The 15,861-nt window shown below is 61.5% G+C and carries 16 protein-coding genes; 12 read left to right on the top strand and 4 right to left on the bottom strand.

Annotated features, from left to right (window positions below; all coding sequences use genetic code 11):
* The first annotated feature begins 21 nt into the window (after positions 1–21).
* The 4 genes from NA8A_RS24400 (at position 22) to NA8A_RS15955 (ending at position 3,094) form a co-directional block, all read left to right on the top strand.
* The gene (locus NA8A_RS24400) at positions 22–456 is read left to right on the top strand and encodes an RT0821/Lpp0805 family surface protein (protein ID WP_009451377.1); all 435 of its coding nucleotides are present in this window, start codon (positions 22–24) and stop codon (positions 454–456) included.
* A gap of 109 nt (positions 457–565) precedes the next feature.
* Complete coding sequence (locus NA8A_RS15965) at positions 566–1,519, top strand: DnaJ C-terminal domain-containing protein (RefSeq protein ID WP_009451376.1); 954 nt, start codon at positions 566–568, stop codon at positions 1,517–1,519.
* Positions 1,520–1,675: 156 nt separating this feature from the next.
* Positions 1,676–2,494, top strand: a complete 819-nt coding sequence (gene fabI / locus NA8A_RS15960; RefSeq protein WP_009451375.1) for an enoyl-ACP reductase FabI — start codon at positions 1,676–1,678, stop codon at positions 2,492–2,494.
* The gene (locus NA8A_RS15955; RefSeq protein WP_009451374.1) at positions 2,495–3,094 is read left to right on the top strand and encodes a histidine phosphatase family protein; all 600 of its coding nucleotides are present in this window, start codon (positions 2,495–2,497) and stop codon (positions 3,092–3,094) included.
* Between the two features lie 187 nt (positions 3,095–3,281).
* Here the strand turns inward: NA8A_RS15955 and NA8A_RS15950 are convergent, their stop codons facing one another.
* Positions 3,282–3,530, bottom strand: coding sequence for a DUF1344 domain-containing protein (locus tag NA8A_RS15950; RefSeq protein ID WP_009451373.1), 249 nt, complete (start codon positions 3,528–3,530; stop codon positions 3,282–3,284).
* Positions 3,531–3,808: 278 nt separating this feature from the next.
* On the opposite strand from NA8A_RS15950, the gene aroC reads away from it, so the two are divergent.
* Together aroC and ribB are read left to right on the top strand one after the other, a co-directional pair.
* On the top strand, positions 3,809–4,909 hold the full coding sequence (aroC, locus tag NA8A_RS15945) for a chorismate synthase (RefSeq protein ID WP_009451372.1): 1,101 nt from the start codon (positions 3,809–3,811) through the stop codon (positions 4,907–4,909).
* Positions 4,910–4,973: 64 nt separating this feature from the next.
* A complete protein-coding gene (gene ribB, locus NA8A_RS15940) occupies positions 4,974–6,074 on the top strand; it encodes a 3,4-dihydroxy-2-butanone-4-phosphate synthase (RefSeq protein ID WP_009451371.1) in 1,101 nt (366 codons plus the stop codon).
* Positions 6,075–6,146: 72 nt separating this feature from the next.
* Here the strand turns inward: ribB and NA8A_RS15935 are convergent, their stop codons facing one another.
* Positions 6,147–7,367, bottom strand: coding sequence for an MFS transporter (locus NA8A_RS15935; protein WP_009451369.1), 1,221 nt, complete (start codon positions 7,365–7,367; stop codon positions 6,147–6,149).
* Between the two features lie 119 nt (positions 7,368–7,486).
* Here NA8A_RS15935 and NA8A_RS15930 point away from each other — a divergent pair, with 119 nt between their 5' ends.
* From NA8A_RS15930 to NA8A_RS15905, 6 genes are all read left to right on the top strand, one after another.
* On the top strand, positions 7,487–8,122 hold the full coding sequence (locus NA8A_RS15930) for a TetR/AcrR family transcriptional regulator (protein WP_009451368.1): 636 nt from the start codon (positions 7,487–7,489) through the stop codon (positions 8,120–8,122).
* A gap of 112 nt (positions 8,123–8,234) precedes the next feature.
* Entirely contained in the window at positions 8,235–9,161 is a 927-nt protein-coding gene (locus NA8A_RS15925) for a histone deacetylase family protein (RefSeq protein WP_009451367.1), read from the top strand.
* 3 nt (positions 9,162–9,164) lie between these two features.
* Positions 9,165–9,416, top strand: a complete 252-nt coding sequence (locus NA8A_RS15920) for an exodeoxyribonuclease VII small subunit (protein WP_009451366.1) — start codon at positions 9,165–9,167, stop codon at positions 9,414–9,416.
* Between the two features lie 222 nt (positions 9,417–9,638).
* Positions 9,639–11,555 (top strand): 1-deoxy-D-xylulose-5-phosphate synthase, encoded by a 1,917-nt coding sequence (gene dxs, locus NA8A_RS15915; RefSeq protein ID WP_009451365.1) that lies wholly within the window; start codon positions 9,639–9,641, stop codon positions 11,553–11,555.
* A gap of 67 nt (positions 11,556–11,622) precedes the next feature.
* On the top strand, positions 11,623–12,354 hold the full coding sequence (locus NA8A_RS15910) for a TlyA family RNA methyltransferase (protein ID WP_009451364.1): 732 nt from the start codon (positions 11,623–11,625) through the stop codon (positions 12,352–12,354).
* The gene (locus NA8A_RS15905; RefSeq protein ID WP_009451363.1) at positions 12,351–13,586 is read left to right on the top strand and encodes a class I SAM-dependent RNA methyltransferase; all 1,236 of its coding nucleotides are present in this window, start codon (positions 12,351–12,353) and stop codon (positions 13,584–13,586) included. Before NA8A_RS15910 ends, NA8A_RS15905 begins: the two co-directional genes overlap by 4 nt.
* Positions 13,587–13,597: 11 nt before the next feature.
* Here the strand turns inward: NA8A_RS15905 and NA8A_RS15900 are convergent, their stop codons facing one another.
* A complete protein-coding gene (locus NA8A_RS15900) occupies positions 13,598–14,299 on the bottom strand; it encodes an NAD-dependent deacylase (RefSeq protein ID WP_009451362.1) in 702 nt (233 codons plus the stop codon).
* Positions 14,299–15,717 carry a metalloprotease TldD gene (gene tldD / locus NA8A_RS15895; RefSeq protein ID WP_009451361.1) on the bottom strand — a complete coding sequence of 473 codons (1,419 nt, stop codon included), beginning with the start codon at positions 15,715–15,717 and terminating at the stop codon, positions 14,299–14,301. Before tldD ends, NA8A_RS15900 begins: the two co-directional genes overlap by 1 nt.
* Positions 15,718–15,861: the final 144 nt, after the last annotated feature.

The raw sequence follows: 15,861 nt of genomic DNA, 5'->3' as shown, positions 1-15,861 counted from the left end.
AAGCAAGCACCAGTTGGGGGCATGGTCTCGTCCAGCCGTACCCCTCTGCTTGTTTCGGTTCTCGCGACGCTGCCCTTTCTTGCGGCCTGTAGCGTGTCGGCCATCGTTCCAGGTCAGAAGGAAATCGACCGCACCGCCGTCACAGGCTCCATTCCAGAAGATGTGACATCGCTACCGCGACCTGGACCTGCTTCCGGCGGGGATGAGGAGGCGCTGGCCGTGGCCCTTGGAGGGCAGCTTGCCGCTGGCAGTCTGTCGACACCTTTCCCCTGGCAATCGGTGGATGGAGAAAGGCGCGGCACCGTGACATTCCTTGCCGGTGAGGGAGAAGACGGTTGCCGCGGCTTGATAACCACGCGCGAAAGCTTTGACGGGGTCGCTCTCTACCGCGGACGGCTATGTCTTGACGATCACGCAGGCTGGCAGGTCCGTTCCTTCGAACCTTTCGATGGATGAGGGCTGCGCGGGCTGGAATTTCTTCCTAACCGACCGCATATAGTGGACAACGAACCCCATTCACCGGCGTTTTGCCTTATAGTGCGAACGATCAGCGATAGAGCAGCACATGCGTGATCCTTACGACATTCTGAGCGTGGCGAAAAACGCCTCCGCCAAGGACATAAAGTCGGCCTACCGCAAGTTGGCCAAGAAATACCATCCGGACCATCGGCCAGACGATCCGAAGGCCAAGGAGCATTTCGCCGAAGTCAATCAGGCCTATGAAATTCTTGGCGACGAAACCAAGAAGGCGGCTTTCGACCGCGGTGAGATAGACGCCGAGGGCAAGCCGCGATTCCAGGGCTTCGAAGGGGCCGGTGGCGATCCCTTTGCGGGATTTCGCCGGGCGAGCCGGGCTGGAGGCCGTCCCGGTGGTCATCCCGGTGACGCGCAGCATTTCGAATTCCGCAGCGGCGGGCCCGATGGGGCCGGTTTCAGTGGTGCCGACATCTTCAACGAATTGTTCGGAAATGCGTTTTCGCAAGGCGGTCGCGCGCGTCAGGCGGGGCGCGGCGGAGGCCGGCCCGCTGGCATGGGCGATCTGAACGCCACGCTCGACATCGACATCGAGGATGTGGCCAGGGCCGCCAAGGTCACTGCGGTTTTCCCCGGCGGGCGGCGGATTGCTGTGAAGCTGCCGCATTTCGTGGAAGACGGGCAGGTGATCCGCCTCAAGGGGCAGGGCGAGGAGACGCCCTTCGGCGAGCGCGGCGATGCGCTGGTGACCCTGCGTTTCCGCAAGCATCCCCGCTACCGCGTCGAAGGCCGCGATCTTCACGTGGATCTTCCCGTCAGTCTGCGTGATGCCGTATTGGGCGCGAAGGTCCCGGTCGAGACCCCGACGGGCAAGCTCGCGCTGAGCGTTCCTGCCTGGACGAATTCCGGTCGAACGCTGCGCATTAAAGGGCGCGGCCTGCCGAAGAAGGGGGAGGGGCATGGCGACCTTTATGCCCATGTGCAGATCATGTTGCCTGAAGGGGGAGATCCTGCTCTGGAGGCTTTGTTCCGCCAATCCGCTTGATGCCGCCGCGGGGCTGTGCGATAGGGCTTGCCGTCCGTGGCGGTGTGCCGTGGTGGGAATCACCTGCCTTAGCCGACACCGGATATAAGGCTGATGGCTGCTGCGTCTCCTGGAATGGGGCCGGCATGCCGCAAACAGAATTCGGAGAACCATTCCATGGCAAATGGCAATGGCCTGATGGCCGGTAAGCGCGGGCTCATTCTGGGGGTCGCCAACAATCGCTCGATCGCCTGGGGCATCGCGAAGGCCTGTGCGGCCCAGGGAGCGGAACTGGCTCTGACATATCAGGGCGATGCACTCAAGAAGCGTGTCGAGCCTCTGGCCGAGGAATTGGGCGCGATTGTCGCCGGCCATTGCGACGTGACCGACCTCGAAAGCGTCGACGCCGTCTTCGAGACGCTTCGTCAGAAGTGGGGCCGTCTCGATTTCCTGGTTCACGCCGTTGCCTTTTCCGACAAGGACGAGCTGACGGGCCGCTATGTCGAGACGAGCCGCGAAAATTTCCTGCGCAGCATGGACATTTCCGTCTATTCGCTGACGGCGGTGGCCAAGCGTGCCGAACCCCTGATGACCGAAGGCGGTTCCATCGTCACGCTCACCTATTACGGCGCAGAAAAGGTCATGCCGCATTACAATGTGATGGGTGTGGCCAAGGCGGCGCTTGAAGCGAGCGTGCGCTATCTCGCGGTCGATCTTGGCAGCAACAACATTCGTGTCAACGCCATTTCGGCGGGGCCGATCAAGACGCTGGCCGCCTCCGGCATCGGCGATTTCCGCTACATCCTGCGCTGGAACGAATACAACTCGCCGCTCAAGCGCGTCGTGACCATCGATGAGGTGGGCGATTCGGCTCTTTATCTTCTGTCGAACCTGTCGCGCGGTGTTACGGGCGAGGTTCTCCATGTGGATTCAGGCTACCACGTCGTGGGCATGAAGGCGGTCGATGCGCCCGATATTTCGGTGGTCAACGACTAAATGCCCGATCTCAGACCGCCGCTGCTTTACGTCATCCGCCATGGACAGACCGACTGGAATGTCGAGGAACGACTGCAGGGGCAGGCCGATACCGATATCAACGCCGTCGGACAGAAGCAGGCCGATGGAAATGGCATTCGCCTTGCCGAACTGATCGGCGAGGCAAAGGCATTCCGTTTTGTCTCAAGCCCGCTGCGCCGCACCCGTGAGACCATGGAGCGCGTTCGCACGGGGCTTGGCCTTCCGCCGCAGGATTATCAGCTCGATCCGCGCTTGAAGGAGCTGAATTTCGGCGAATGGGAAGGCTTCACCTATGCGGAGCTGGAGCGGGAACATCCCGGCGCCACCAAGGCGCGGGCGCTGGATAAATGGGGTTTTGTCCCACCGGGCGAAACGGCCGAGAGCTATGCCATGCTTGCCATGCGCATCAGGCCCTGGCTTGAGGACGTGCGCGAACCAACGGTTTGCGTCACCCATGGGGGCGTTATCCGCGCTCTTCTGTTTCTGACGGGACAGGTTGAGCCGGAAGAAGCGGCGACAGTTCCGATCCCGCAGGATCGCATCCTGCGGTTCGAAAACGGCAATGTGGGCTGGATCTAGAGCATTTTGCAGTCAGGTGGAATCACATAGCGTCTGCATAAATGCGGAAAAACAAAGAAATAGATTGGTTCAGGGTTTCCGCGAAACGGTGAACCGATCCAGCCTGATACGCTGCAGGTGTTGGTAGATCGCATGGAAAAGCCTGCCTTTTTGAGGCAGGCTTTTGTTTTGAGATGGGACGAAAACCTTATTCCGGCAGAACCATATCGGTGATCTGCTTCACGCCCTTGTCGCCTTCGCGATAGGCAAGCACCACTTCCATGCCGGGTTGGATGACCGAAATGTCCATTTCGGAGGGCAGCTTGTAGGTCTGGCCGTTCTCCAGGGTGATGGTCAGATTGTCCTCATCGACCTTCGTAACTTTCCCCTCGGCATCAGCCGCTAACGCGGGGAGGGCAAACATGAACAAGGCGAACGCCGCAGCAGGAATGCGCATCCAAATCCTCTTTCTGCCTCTGTTTCGGTGCCTGCGCGACCGAAGTGTTGACTTTGCTCTCAAATAAAACAGTTCAAATGTGTCAAAACTGGCGCGGTAAGCAAGCGTGGAGCCCGGAATTCTGTCTGATTTCAACACTTGCCGGCTTATAACTCTTCTACGGCAATTCTGCGACATGGGTGTTTCCCACAGGCGGTAAAATGCTCTAGAAGCGGAGCGACCGGCCCGGGGGCTAGCCCAGCGGTCCGCACAGTCCTGCCGCATGAGAGTTTCCATCGATGTCGCACAACACTTTCGGCCATCTATTCCGCGTCACCACCTGGGGCGAAAGCCATGGACCGGCCATCGGCTGCGTGATTGACGGCTGCCCGCCTGGCATTCGCTTCACCGTTGCGGAAATTCAGGTCGAGCTCGACAAGCGCCGTCCCGGCCAGTCCCGCTTCGTCACCCAGCGCCGCGAACCCGATGCCGTAAAGGTGCTCTCCGGCGTTTTGCCCGAGGAGGACGGCGAAACGCTGATCACCACTGGCACGCCGATCTCCATGATGATCGAGAATGTGGATCAACGGTCGAAGGACTACAGCGAGATCGCCCGCCGGTTTCGTCCAGGCCACGCCGATTTCACCTATGAGACCAAATATGGTCTCAGAGACTATCGCGGCGGTGGTCGTTCTTCGGCGCGCGAGACCGCGACCCGCGTCGCCGCCGGTGCTCTTGCGCGCAAGGTCGTGCCGGGCCTGAAGGTTCGTGGCGCGCTCGTCTCCATGGGTGTCAAGGATATCGACCGCGCCAATTGGGATTGGGATTTCATCGGTCATGAGGAAAACCCCTTCTTCACGCCGGACCCGAAATCCGTGGCGGTATTCACCGATTATCTGGATGGTATCCGCAAGGCGGGTTCGTCCGTGGGCGCGGTGATCGAGGTGGTGGCGGAGGGGGTTCCCGCAGGCCTCGGTGCGCCGCTCTATGCCAAGCTCGATCAGGACATCTGTTCAAACCTGATGTCGATCAATGCCGTTAAGGGGGTTGAGATCGGCAATGGCTTTGAGGCGGCCCGCATCACCGGCGAGGAGAATGCCGACGAGATGCGCATGGGCAATGACGGCCGCCCGCGTTTTCTAAGCAACAATGCCGGCGGCATCCTGGGGGGGATCTCCACCGGAGAGCCGGTTATTGCCCGTTTCGCGGTCAAGCCGACCTCTTCCATCCTCACGCCGCGCCAGAGTGTGGACAAGGATGGCAAGGATGTCGATGTCATGACCAAGGGTCGGCATGACCCCTGTGTGGGTATACGTGCCGTGCCCATTGGCGAAGCGATGATGGCCTGCGCCATCGCCGACCACTATCTGCGCCATCGCGGCCAGACCGGACAAGGCTGAGTGATTTTTTGAAAGGGGCGGCCGGCTGGGCGCTCCCTGTGACGAGAACGGAACGGTCTGACCCATGCCCTACGATCAAAAGAAAGTCGTTGAAGCCCTGCGCGCCTTCGAGCGCGGCGAGATCGTCGTCGTCATGGACGATGACGGTCGCGAGAACGAAGGCGACCTGATCGTCGCTGCGGTTCACTGTACGGCAGAGAAGATGGCTTTCATCGTGCGTCATACTTCGGGCATCGTTTGTGCGCCTATGCCGCGCGAAGAGGCCCGGCGGCTCAATCTGGCGCCGATGGTTGCAGAAAACGATGCGCCCCATTCCACGGCCTTCACCGTGACCGTCGATTTCAAGCATGGTACCACCACCGGCATTTCCGCCGATGATCGCACACTCACCGTGCGCAATCTGGCAAATCCCAATGTCGGGCCTTCGGATTTCGTGCGTCCCGGCCACATCTTCCCGCTGGTCGCAAGGGAAGGCGGGGTGCTGATGCGCTCCGGACATACCGAGGCTGCCGTCGATCTGTGCAAGCTTGCCGGTTTGCCGCCCATCGGGGTGATCTGCGAGCTGGTCAATGATGACGGCACGGTGATGCGCGGTCCGCAGGTTTCGGATTTCGCGCAGAAGAATGGTTTGAAGCAAGTGTCCGTCGCCGATCTGATCGCCTATCGCCAGCGTCAGGAAACGCTTGTTGAACGGGTGGCGAGCTTCGACGTGGAAACGGTTTGCGGTCCGGCAAAAGCCTATGCCTACAAGCTGCCCTGGGAGGCGATGCAGCATCTTGCCATCGTCTTCGGCGACATACGTGACGGGTCGGAAATCCCTGTTAGGCTCCATACGGAAGACGTGGTTTCCGATGTGTTCGGCAAGGAAGCGCGCCTGCGCGAGGCCATGGATCGCATGACGGGGCTGGGCCGGGGTGTGCTGGTTTATCTGCGCGAGGGGTCCATTGGCGTTGCGCATCAGGATCGCCGCCGCACCGCCGGCGAGGGCAGGGAAGAGCACGAGGAAGCCCTGCGCCGGGAAAGCGAATGGCGCGAAATCGGCCTGGGTGCGCAGATTCTCAAGGATCTCGGCATTTCGTCCATACGCCTCATGGCATCGCGCGAGCGGCACTATGTGGGCCTTGAAGGCTTCGGCATCGCTATCGCCTCGACAGATATCGTCTGATCGGTTTTCGCCAGCAAGCATTAAGCGGAGAGGCGGGGCCCGGTTTCCCGGAACCCGCAGGCTTGCCATCTGTCATTCAGCGGGCTGGGCAATGGGCGCGGAAGCATCGGGGCTCCGTGCGCCCGAGAGGCTGCTCTGGCCGAGCAGGACCGTCAGGAAGGAGGCGGTTCCCGCTATCACCGAGACCCAGAACCCGTTGCGGGGTCCGTAGACGTCGACGACCCAGCCGGCGACGAATGCGCCGAGTGCCATGCCGATGCCGATGCCGGTCATCACCCAAGTGATGCCTTCCGTCAGCATGGCCTCCGGAACGCGTCGCTCAATGAGACCGAAGGCAGTGATGAAGGTTGGTGAGACCGCCATGCCGCTGATGAATACGGTGACTGCAAGAAGTGCCACCGTGTCTGCAAAAAGTAGCGGTACAGTGGTTAGCGCGATCACGGCGACAGCGATGGCGAACTGACGCTGCAGCGGCATCTTCAGGTTCAGTGCTCCAACGATGATGCCGATCACAAATGAGCCGACGGCGTAGACGCCGATCACCAGGCTTGCCGCACCCGGTTGACCGAGCTCCTTGGTAATCGCTACAGCGCTCACTTCTGCGGTGGCAAAGATGGAGCCGACGAAGACAAGCGCAACAGTGATGATCTGTACAGGCCGCAGGCGAATTGCCGATATCGTCCTGCCACCTTCGAACGGACGCACACGGGGTTCGGTCGAACGCTGCAGCACGAAGGCGGCGATGCCTACTGCAAGGAACAGCGTACTCGCCAACATGCCTGCCTCGGGAAAAAGAGCGACGCTCAAGCCGACGGAAAGCGATGCGCCTGCGATGTAGACGAGTTCATCGGCGACCGATTCGAAAGCAAAGGCGGTGTTAAGCTCGGGCCGGTCGCGGAAAATCTCGCTCCAGCGTGCGCGAACCATGGCGGGTATGCTCGGCATTGTCGCAGCGAGCAAGGCCGAAAAGAACATCGTCCAGGCAGGCCAGTCTTGATTGGCGGCCAGGATGAGCGTGAGGAAGGCGGCTACCGAAACGACGCTGGTGGGCACCAACAGAGCGGTTTGACCGTGTCTGTCGACCAGCCGCGAGATCTGTGGCGCCACAAAGGCATTGGTAAGGGCGAAGGTGGCTGAGACGGCGCCCGCAAGCCAGTATTCGCCATGGGTTTGTGACAACATGGCAACGATGCCGATCGGAGCCATTGCGATGGGGAGCCGGGCTATGAAACCTGCGGCGGCGAAACCCTTGGTACCTGGCACTTTGAATATTTCGCGATAGGGGTTGGGCATTGGAACTGTCCTTGATGCGAACTTTGATCGGGTTTACATACGCGGCGTATGCTCAGGCACATAGTGACATACGATCCGTATGTCAATTAATATACGTTGCGTATGTGAAAGAAGAAACGATGGCGCATAAACCGCGAAGTGAAATGATCGCTGAAACTCGAGCCAAGCTCATAAAGGCGGCCCGCCAGGCGTTCGGCACCGTGGGCTATGCTGCTGCTTCAATGGATGAGTTCACCGCTGAGGCTGGCCTGACGCGGGGCGCTCTTTATCATCATTTCGGTGGTAAGGAGGGGTTGCTGAGGGCGGTGATTGTAGAGATCGACGCGGAGATGAGCGAACGCTTGAATGGCGTTGCGGAAAGTTACGAAGACCCCTGGCAGGGCTTTGTTGCCGAATGTGTGGGGTATATCGAGATGGCGCTTGAGCCCGAAATTCAGCGCATCATGCTGCTCGACGGACCAGCGGTCCTGGGCGATCCATATAAATGGCCCCATCAGACAGGCTGCATCCGTTCCCTGTCGCAAAGCCTCACGCGGTTGGAAGAGGCCGGACTGCTGAAATTTATCGACGCCGAGGCGACAGCTCGTGTGATCAACGGTGCAAGCCTGCATGCCTCATTGTGGATCGCCAATGCGGACGATCCGGCGGCGGTCTCCAAGCGGGCGGTGGCTGCCTTCAAGAGACTGCTCGAGGGATTGAGGATGTGGAATTGTGCCCCGGACAGCCCGATTATGCCAAACGCCGATGGACAATAGATGAGCGTTCCTCCGCGATTGGACTGCCGCGCGTGAAAACAGCCTGTTGAAACGACAGACGGCATATGGCGTCGTCATGGCCAAGCTATGCTTTGGCAATTACACTCGCGGCATGAGAACGCGTTTCTATACTCATCCGGTCTGCCGCGAGCATCTGACGCCGCCTGGCCATCCCGAAAGGCCGGATCGCCTGCGGGCAATCGTCGACCGGCTGGATGACGAGCCCTTTGCCTATCTGGAAAGGCTCGAGGCGCCGCTGGGGGACGAGGCGACCATACTTTATGCGCACCCGCAGCATCACCTGGACAAGGTCAAAATGAGCATTCCCGAGAAGGGAATGGCGCGGATCGACGAGGACACGACGGTAAGCCCGAAGAGCTTCGAGGCCGCGCTGCTTGCCATTGGCGGTGCGAACGCGGCGGTGGACGATGTCTTTTCCGGCGAGGCGGGCAATGTCTTCGTGGCGGGACGGCCGCCCGGCCACCATGCCGAAAAAGACCGGGCAATGGGGTTCTGCCTGTTCAACAACGCCGCCATCGCTGCCCGTCATGCGCAGCGCAAGCACGGTGCCGAGCGCGTTGCCATAGTCGATTGGGACGTGCATCACGGCAACGGGACGCAGGATATATTCTGGGACGACCCGACGGTTCTTTACTGCTCCACGCACCAGATGCCGCTCTACCCCGGCACAGGCGCCCGCGACGAGACGGGCGTGGGCAACATCGTGAACGCGCCGCTGCCGCCGGGAGCCGGGTCGGAAGCCTTTCGGGAAGCCCTCAACGCGCTTGTCCTGCCAGCACTTGACCGGTTCTCCCCCGACCTGATCATCATATCTGCAGGATTCGATGCCCATTGGCGCGACCCGCTTGCTGAGCTCAACTTTCAGACCGAGGATTTCGACTGGGCAACGGGTGTGCTGATGGAGAAGGCCGACCGTTTGTCACAGGGACGCCTTGTCAGCCTGCTGGAAGGTGGCTACGACCTCGAAGGACTTTCCGCGTCGGTCGCAGCCCATGTCGGCCGTTTGATGAAGGGATGAAGAATGGCCGAAGACGCCAACGACGACATCAAGGCGATGAGCTTCGAGCAGGCCCTTGAGGCGCTCGAGAAGATCGTGGAAGACCTTGAGCGCGGCGATGTCCCGCTTGACCAGTCGATCCGCATCTATGAGCGCGGCGAGGCGTTAAAAAAGCATTGCGACCGTCTGCTGAAGGCCGCAGAGGACAAGGTGGAGAAGATTCGCCTTTCCCGCGAGGGCCAGCCGACGGGCTCGGAGCCTCTCGACGAGGGCTGACACGCCAGCAAACATATGCTGCGGTTTCCTGTCTGGCCAGTTTCAGCCGGTTCAGCGGGCGTTGTTTTTTCTGATTTTTCTCACCTTTCTGACAGATCTCCCGCCGGCGCTTGTTCTTTCGTACAAGGTCGGAAGTGAATGGTTTTGTTTTGCGACATTCCGTTTACTTTCGGCGGCCGAAGTCCTATGACCCTTCAATGCCAACAGGCGAGGTGACGCTCAATGAAATCGCCACCCGACACGCCCCTCCTCGACAAGGTTGCGTATCCGGCCGATCTGAAACGCTTCTCCGAAGACGATCTTCCCGCGCTTGCCGCAGAATTGCGTTCGGAGTTGATCGACGCGGTGTCGCGCACGGGCGGTCACCTGGGCGCCGGTCTCGGCGTGGTCGAATTGACCCTTGCCTTGCACTATGTCTTCGACACTCCCGCAGATCGTCTTATCTGGGATGTGGGCCATCAGGCATATCCCCACAAGATTCTGACTGGCCGTCGCGACCGCATTCGCACGCTCCGGCAGGAGGGTGGGCTTTATGGTTTCACCAAGCGCACCGAAAGCGAATACGATCCCTTCGGGACGGCGCATTCCTCCACTTCCATTTCCGCGGGCCTTGGCATGGCCGTGGCGCGCGATCTGAAGGGCGAGCGGCGCAATGTGATCGCGGTGATCGGCGATGGCGCGCTTTCCGCCGGCATGGCCTATGAGGCCATGAACAATGCCGGCTCGCTCGATGCCCGCCTGATCGTGATCCTCAACGACAACGACATGTCCATTGCTCCGCCGCAGGGCGCAATGAGCGCCTATCTGGCACGCCTGGCCTCAGGCCGCGCCTATCAGGGCGTTCGCGAACTGGGTAAGAAACTGACGGCTGCATTGGGCAAGGGGGTCGACCGCGCCGTAACGCGCGCCGTCGAGCATGCCCGCGGCTATGTGACGGGTGGAACCCTGTTTGAGGAAATGGGCTTTTTCCATATCGGTCCCATAGACGGACACAATCTCAGGCACCTTGTCCCGGTGCTGAAGAATGTGCGGGACCACGGCAATGGACCGGTGCTCATCCATGTGGTGACGAAGAAGGGCAAAGGCTATGCCCCCGCCGAGGCCGCCGAGGACAAATATCACGGCGTCAACAGGTTCGACGTCATCACTGGCGCTCAGGCAAAGGCACCGGCCAATGCCCCAAGCTACACCAAGGTGTTTGCCCAGTCGTTGATCGCCGAGGCGCGCGAGGACGAGCGCGTCGTTGCGGTGACCGCCGCCATGCCGTCCGGTACTGGGCTTGATCTCTTCGGCAAGGAGTTCCCCGAGCGCACTTTCGATGTCGGCATCGCCGAACAGCATGCGGTCACCTTTGCGGCCGGTCTCGCCACCGAGGGGTTGAAACCGTTCGTTGCCATTTATTCGACCTTTCTCCAGCGCGCCTATGACCAGGTGGTCCATGATGTTGCGTTGCAGAACCTGCCCGTGCGCTTCGCCATCGACCGCGCCGGCTATGTGGGGGCCGATGGTCCGACCCATTGCGGCGCCTTCGACGTGACGTATCTGGCAAGCCTTCCCAATATGGTGGTGATGGCTGCCGCCGACGAGGCGGAGTTGCGGCACATGGTGCGCACGGCCTGTGTGCACGATGCCGGTCCTATTGCCTTTCGCTATCCGCGCGGCGACGGTGTCGGCGTCGATATGCCCGAGCGGGGAGACGTTCTTCCCATCGGCAGGGGGCGCGTGCTGCGTGAGGGCGGCAAGGTGGCGCTCCTATCCTTCGGCAGCCGCTTGCAGGATTGTCTCAAGGCCGCGGAGGAACTGGAGGCGGCTGGTCTTTCCACCACCGTCGCGGATGCTCGTTTCGCCAAGCCTCTGGATGAAGAACTGGTCCGCAGGCTTGCCCGCGACCACGAGGTTCTCCTGACCGTCGAGGAAGGCTCGATTGGTGGCTTCGGATCGCATGTCCTGAATTTCCTCGCCCATGAAGGGCTTCTTGAAACCGGTCTCAAGGTGCGGCCTCTGGCCATGCCGGACCGCTTTGTCGACCACGCCAAGCCCGAGCGCATGGTGGAAGATGCCGGGCTCGATGCTGCTTCCATCGTGCGTACGGTCTTCACCGCGTTAGGACAGCGTTCCGAGCACGCGGCGCGCGCCTGAGCAGGTTTGTGTTGATGCCAGGCGCAAAGGCCACCCCCATGCGGCCACCCCCCATGAGGCCAACCCCATGAGGCTGGACCAGCTTCTTGTCGAGCGCGGCCTGTTTGACAGCCGGGCGCGGGCGCGTGACGCAGTTCTGCGCGGCACCGTTACGGTGAATGATGCGGTTGCGAAGAAGCCGGGTCAGACGGTTGCGGTCGACGCCCGGATCGTCGTCGATGATCCCGCCAGTCTCTATGTCTCGCGCGCCGCGCTGAAGCTTCTGCGCGGGCTCGATGCCTTTGGTCTCAATCCGGCGGGTTGTGAGGCGCTCGACATTGGCGCCTCGACCGGGGGCTTCACGCAGGTACTTCTGGAGCGCGGTGCGGCGCATGTGACGGCCATCGATGTCGGCACGGGCCAGATGGACCGGCGGGTCCGCGACGACCCGCGCGTGACCAACCTCGAAGGCATCAATGCTCGCTCCCTGACATTGGATGAAATCGGTGGCCGGCGGCCCGACTTTCTGGTTTCGGACGTGAGTTTCATCTCGCTGAAACTGGCATTGCCGCCCGCGCTCGATCTTGCATTGCCGGGTGCCCGCGGCCTGTTTCTGGTCAAGCCGCAATTCGAAGCCGGCCGCAAGGCCATTGGCAAAGGGGGGCTGCTGCGCGATCCGGCAATGGCGCAGGCGGTGGCTGACGAATTGCGGGCATGGCTCGACACGAATGCGGGATGGCGCTCGACGGGGCTCGTTCCTTCCCCCATAGAGGGCGGTGACGGCAATCGGGAATTCCTGCTTTCAGGAGTAAAGGCATGAGGCGCGAAGCGCTGACCATCGATCATCTTGGCGCGCAGGGCGACGGCGTGGCCAATGCGCGGCAGGGGCCTGTCTATGTACCCTTCGGCTTGCCCGGCGAGACGATTGAGGCCGAGGTCGAGAAAGGGCGCGCCCGCAAGGTGGAGATCAAGACGGCCTCGCCCCTGCGCGTGGAGCCCGCATGCCGGCATTTCGGCCAGTGCGGCGGTTGCTCCGTTCAGCATCTGGAGGAACAGGCCTATCGCGAATGGAAGCGCGACAAGGTCGTGCGCGCGCTTGCCGCGCGTGGTATCGAAACGGAAGTCGCTCCGCTTGTAGCCTGTGCGCCGAACGCGCGCCGTCGCGTAACCTTTTCGGCAAGGCGGCTTGGAAACGAGGTTCTGCTGGGTTTCAATGCAGGCCAGTCGCATCGCATCGTGGTGGTGGAGGAATGCCCGGTCGCGCGGCCCGAAATCGTGGAAGCTTTGCCGGAATTGCGCGAACTCGCCAAGATGATCGCGGCCACGCCGAAAGCCTTTCATATGGCCGTCACGGCGACGGCTACAGGGCTGGACATAGCGGTTACCGGTGCCGGGAAGCTCGGCGAACGGCAACGCCGCTCGGTTATCGATTTCGTTCTGGCGAGGGGATTTGCGCGCCTGACGGCCGATGATGAAATCATCGTGGAAGCGATGAAGCCGACGGTTCTGTTCGCTGAGGTGCCCGTCGCGATCCCGCCCGGCGGTTTCCTTCAGGCGACACTTCCCGCCGAAACGGCCATGGCGGATCTCGTGGAGAACCATCTTGCCGGAGCAAGGCATATCGCCGATCTTTTTGCCGGCAGCGGCACCTTTGCCTTGCGCCTCGCGGTAAATGCCCGCGTGCAGGCAGTGGAAGGCGATCAGGCAGCGCTTGCCGCGCTGGATCAGGCCGCGCGTGGATGGCCCGCGTTGAAGCCGGTAACAGCCGAGAAACGCGACCTTTTTCACCGACCGTTGCTGCCACGCGAACTCGACGTCTTCGACGGCCTCGTCTTCGATCCGCCGCGCGCCGGTGCCGAGCTCCAGTCACGCCAGATCGCGCGCTCGAAGATCGGGCGCGTTGCCGCTGTTTCCTGCAATCCAGGTACGCTCGCCCGCGATCTCTCGATCCTGATCGAGGGTGGATACGCGGTGGAGCGCGTCGTGCCTATAGACCAGTTCCTCTGGTCGCCGCATGTGGAAGCGGTGGCGCTGCTGCGACGCGGGCGCTGATTTTCTAACCGTCAGAGCTTGAGAAGCCAGTCCACATACTCAGGCACGACCTTGCCGGCGGGGCCATGGATCGCCTCGTCGAAATCGTCGAAGGTCTCCGATGGTTCGAGATTGAGCTCGATCGTATGCGCGCCGTTGCGGCCCGCTTCCTGGACAAACTGGGCAGCCGGATAAACATTGCCTGACGTGCCGATGGAGATGAAGAGATCGGCCAGCCGCAACGCATCGTAGATGCGGTCCATCTGGTAGGGCATTTCGCCGAACCAGACGATGTCCGGGCGCATATGGCCGACGGCGCCACAGGAGGGGCAGGCGGTTTCGACGGACATGTCGCCTTCCCAGGGCGACCGGCTGCCGCACCGGGCGCAAAGCGCCTTGCGATGCTCGCCATGCATGTGGATCAGTTTCTTCGAGCCTGCGCGTTCATGCAGGTCATCGACATTCTGCGTCACGAGCAGGAAATCGCCCCGAAACCCCCGTTCGAGCCGGGCAAGTGCGCGGTGCGCATCATTGGGTTCGACCGTCGCGATCTTGCGACGGCGCATATTGTAGAACTCGTGCACCAGCACGGGGTTGGCGGCATAGCCTTCCGGTGTCGCCACATCGCGATAGTCGATCTTGGACCACAATCCGTCCTTGGTGCGGAACGTGTCGATGCCCGATTCGGCAGAGACCCCCGCACCGGTCAGAACGACGATGGATGTAAAGCGCATCACGCCTTGGTTCCGCCCACCGTCATCTGGTCCATGCGAAGATGCGGCTGGCCGACGCCGACCGGCACACCCTGGCCGGCCTTGCCGCACATGCCGATGCCATTGTCGAGCGTCATGTCGTTGCCGACCATGGAGACGCGGTGCATGGCATCCGGCCCGTTGCCGATCAGCATCGCGCCCTTGATCGGCTGGGTCACCTTTCCGTCTTCGATCATATAGGCTTCGGTGCAGCCGAAGACGAACTTGCCGGACGTGATATCCACCTGTCCGCCGCCGAACGAGACGGCATAAATGCCATTCTTCACCGACGCGATGATCTCTTCCGGCGTCTTGTCACCATTGGTCATATAGGTGTTGGTCATGCGCGGCATGGGTTCATGCGCATAGGATTCGCGCCGCCCGTTGCCGGTGGCGCGCATGCCCATCAGGCGCGCATTCTGCCGATCCTGCATGTAGCCGACGAGCTTGCCGTCCTCGATCAGCACATTGCGGGCCGATGGCGTGCCTTCGTCGTCGATGGTCAGCGAGCCGCGCCGCTCGGAGATGGTGCCGTCGTCCACAACCGTAACGCCCTTTGCCGCGACCTGCTGGCCCATCAGCCCCGCGAAGGCCGATGTCTTCTTGCGGTTGAAATCGCCCTCAAGCCCATGGCCGACAGCTTCATGCAGCATAACGCCCGGCCAGCCATTGGCCAGAACGATGTCGAACGTTCCGGCAGGCGAGGGGACCGCCTCGAGATTGACCAGCGCCTGGCGCAAGGCCTCGCTGGCTGCGAACTGCCAGGAGTCTTCCGCCAGGAATTCTCCAAAACTCTTGCGTCCGCCCATGCCGTAGGAACCTGTTTCCTGCCGGTCTCCCTCGCCGACCATGACAGACACGTTGACCCGCACCAGCGGACGGATGTCGCGCGCGATCTGGCCGTCGGCGCGCAGGATTTCCACCTGCTGCCAGGAGGCAGCGAGCGATGCGGTGACCTGGCGCACGCGCGGGTCGCGGGCGCGCACCCAGGCATCGATCTCCTGCAGGAGCTTCGCCTTTTCCTCGAAGCCCGGTGCGGAAATGGGATTCTCTTCGCCGTAGAGACGTTGATTCGTACCGCTCGGACCGGCTGCGAGCGTGCCGGAATAGCCGTCCTTGACCGTGGATACGGCATCGGCGGCCCGTTTCAGCGCCGCTTCGCTCAGTTCGCTCGAATGGGCATAACCCGACGTTTCCCCAGCCACCGCGCGCAGGCCAAAGCCCTGGTCGGTATTGAAATTCGCCGTCTTGAGGCGGCCGTCATCATAGACCAGCGCCTCTCCTTCGCTGTATTCGAGGAAGAGTTCGCCGTCGTCCGCCCCCTTGATCGTATCCTGTACGAGGCTCCTCAGCCGTTCGGGCGAGCAATCGAAGGCGTCGATGAGAGATTTGGCGGTCATGGGAAATCCTGTGGAAGCGACTTCCTTCATTTAGGAAAGATTAGGCCGGCGATCCAGTGCCGCGTGAACGCGTCCTTTTCTGCGGCCATCCACAACAAAAAAGCCGCCTCGCTGTGCGGGCGGCCTTGCTGGAACGAAACGAGC

The organism is Nitratireductor indicus C115, from assembly GCF_000300515.1.
In the GTDB taxonomy this organism is placed as follows: Bacteria; Pseudomonadota; Alphaproteobacteria; order Rhizobiales; family Rhizobiaceae; genus Nitratireductor; species Nitratireductor indicus.
The sequence above is the reverse complement of the archived record's forward strand: the minus strand, read 5'-3'. Positions and strand labels throughout refer to the sequence as shown.

Coding starts and splice junctions, on each gene's coding strand:
- NA8A_RS15950 (WP_009451373.1), bottom strand. CDS start 3,530: ATGCGCATTCCTGCTGCGGCGTTCGCCTTGTTCATGTTTGCCCTCCCC.
- ribB (WP_009451371.1), top strand. CDS start 4,974: ATGCCCTACGATCAAAAGAAAGTCGTTGAAGCCCTGCGCGCCTTCGAG.
- NA8A_RS15910 (WP_009451364.1), top strand. CDS start 11,623: ATGAGGCTGGACCAGCTTCTTGTCGAGCGCGGCCTGTTTGACAGCCGG.
- fabI (WP_009451375.1), top strand. CDS start 1,676: ATGGCAAATGGCAATGGCCTGATGGCCGGTAAGCGCGGGCTCATTCTG.
- NA8A_RS15935 (WP_009451369.1), bottom strand. CDS start 7,367: ATGCCCAACCCCTATCGCGAAATATTCAAAGTGCCAGGTACCAAGGGT.
- NA8A_RS15925 (WP_009451367.1), top strand. CDS start 8,235: ATGAGAACGCGTTTCTATACTCATCCGGTCTGCCGCGAGCATCTGACG.
- NA8A_RS24400 (WP_009451377.1), top strand. CDS start 22: ATGGTCTCGTCCAGCCGTACCCCTCTGCTTGTTTCGGTTCTCGCGACG.
- NA8A_RS15955 (WP_009451374.1), top strand. CDS start 2,495: ATGCCCGATCTCAGACCGCCGCTGCTTTACGTCATCCGCCATGGACAG.
- NA8A_RS15905 (WP_009451363.1), top strand. CDS start 12,351: ATGAGGCGCGAAGCGCTGACCATCGATCATCTTGGCGCGCAGGGCGAC.
- aroC (WP_009451372.1), top strand. CDS start 3,809: ATGTCGCACAACACTTTCGGCCATCTATTCCGCGTCACCACCTGGGGC.
- NA8A_RS15965 (WP_009451376.1), top strand. CDS start 566: ATGCGTGATCCTTACGACATTCTGAGCGTGGCGAAAAACGCCTCCGCC.
- dxs (WP_009451365.1), top strand. CDS start 9,639: ATGAAATCGCCACCCGACACGCCCCTCCTCGACAAGGTTGCGTATCCG.
- NA8A_RS15930 (WP_009451368.1), top strand. CDS start 7,487: ATGGCGCATAAACCGCGAAGTGAAATGATCGCTGAAACTCGAGCCAAG.
- NA8A_RS15900 (WP_009451362.1), bottom strand. CDS start 14,299: ATGCGCTTTACATCCATCGTCGTTCTGACCGGTGCGGGGGTCTCTGCC.
- NA8A_RS15920 (WP_009451366.1), top strand. CDS start 9,165: ATGGCCGAAGACGCCAACGACGACATCAAGGCGATGAGCTTCGAGCAG.
- tldD (WP_009451361.1), bottom strand. CDS start 15,717: ATGACCGCCAAATCTCTCATCGACGCCTTCGATTGCTCGCCCGAACGG.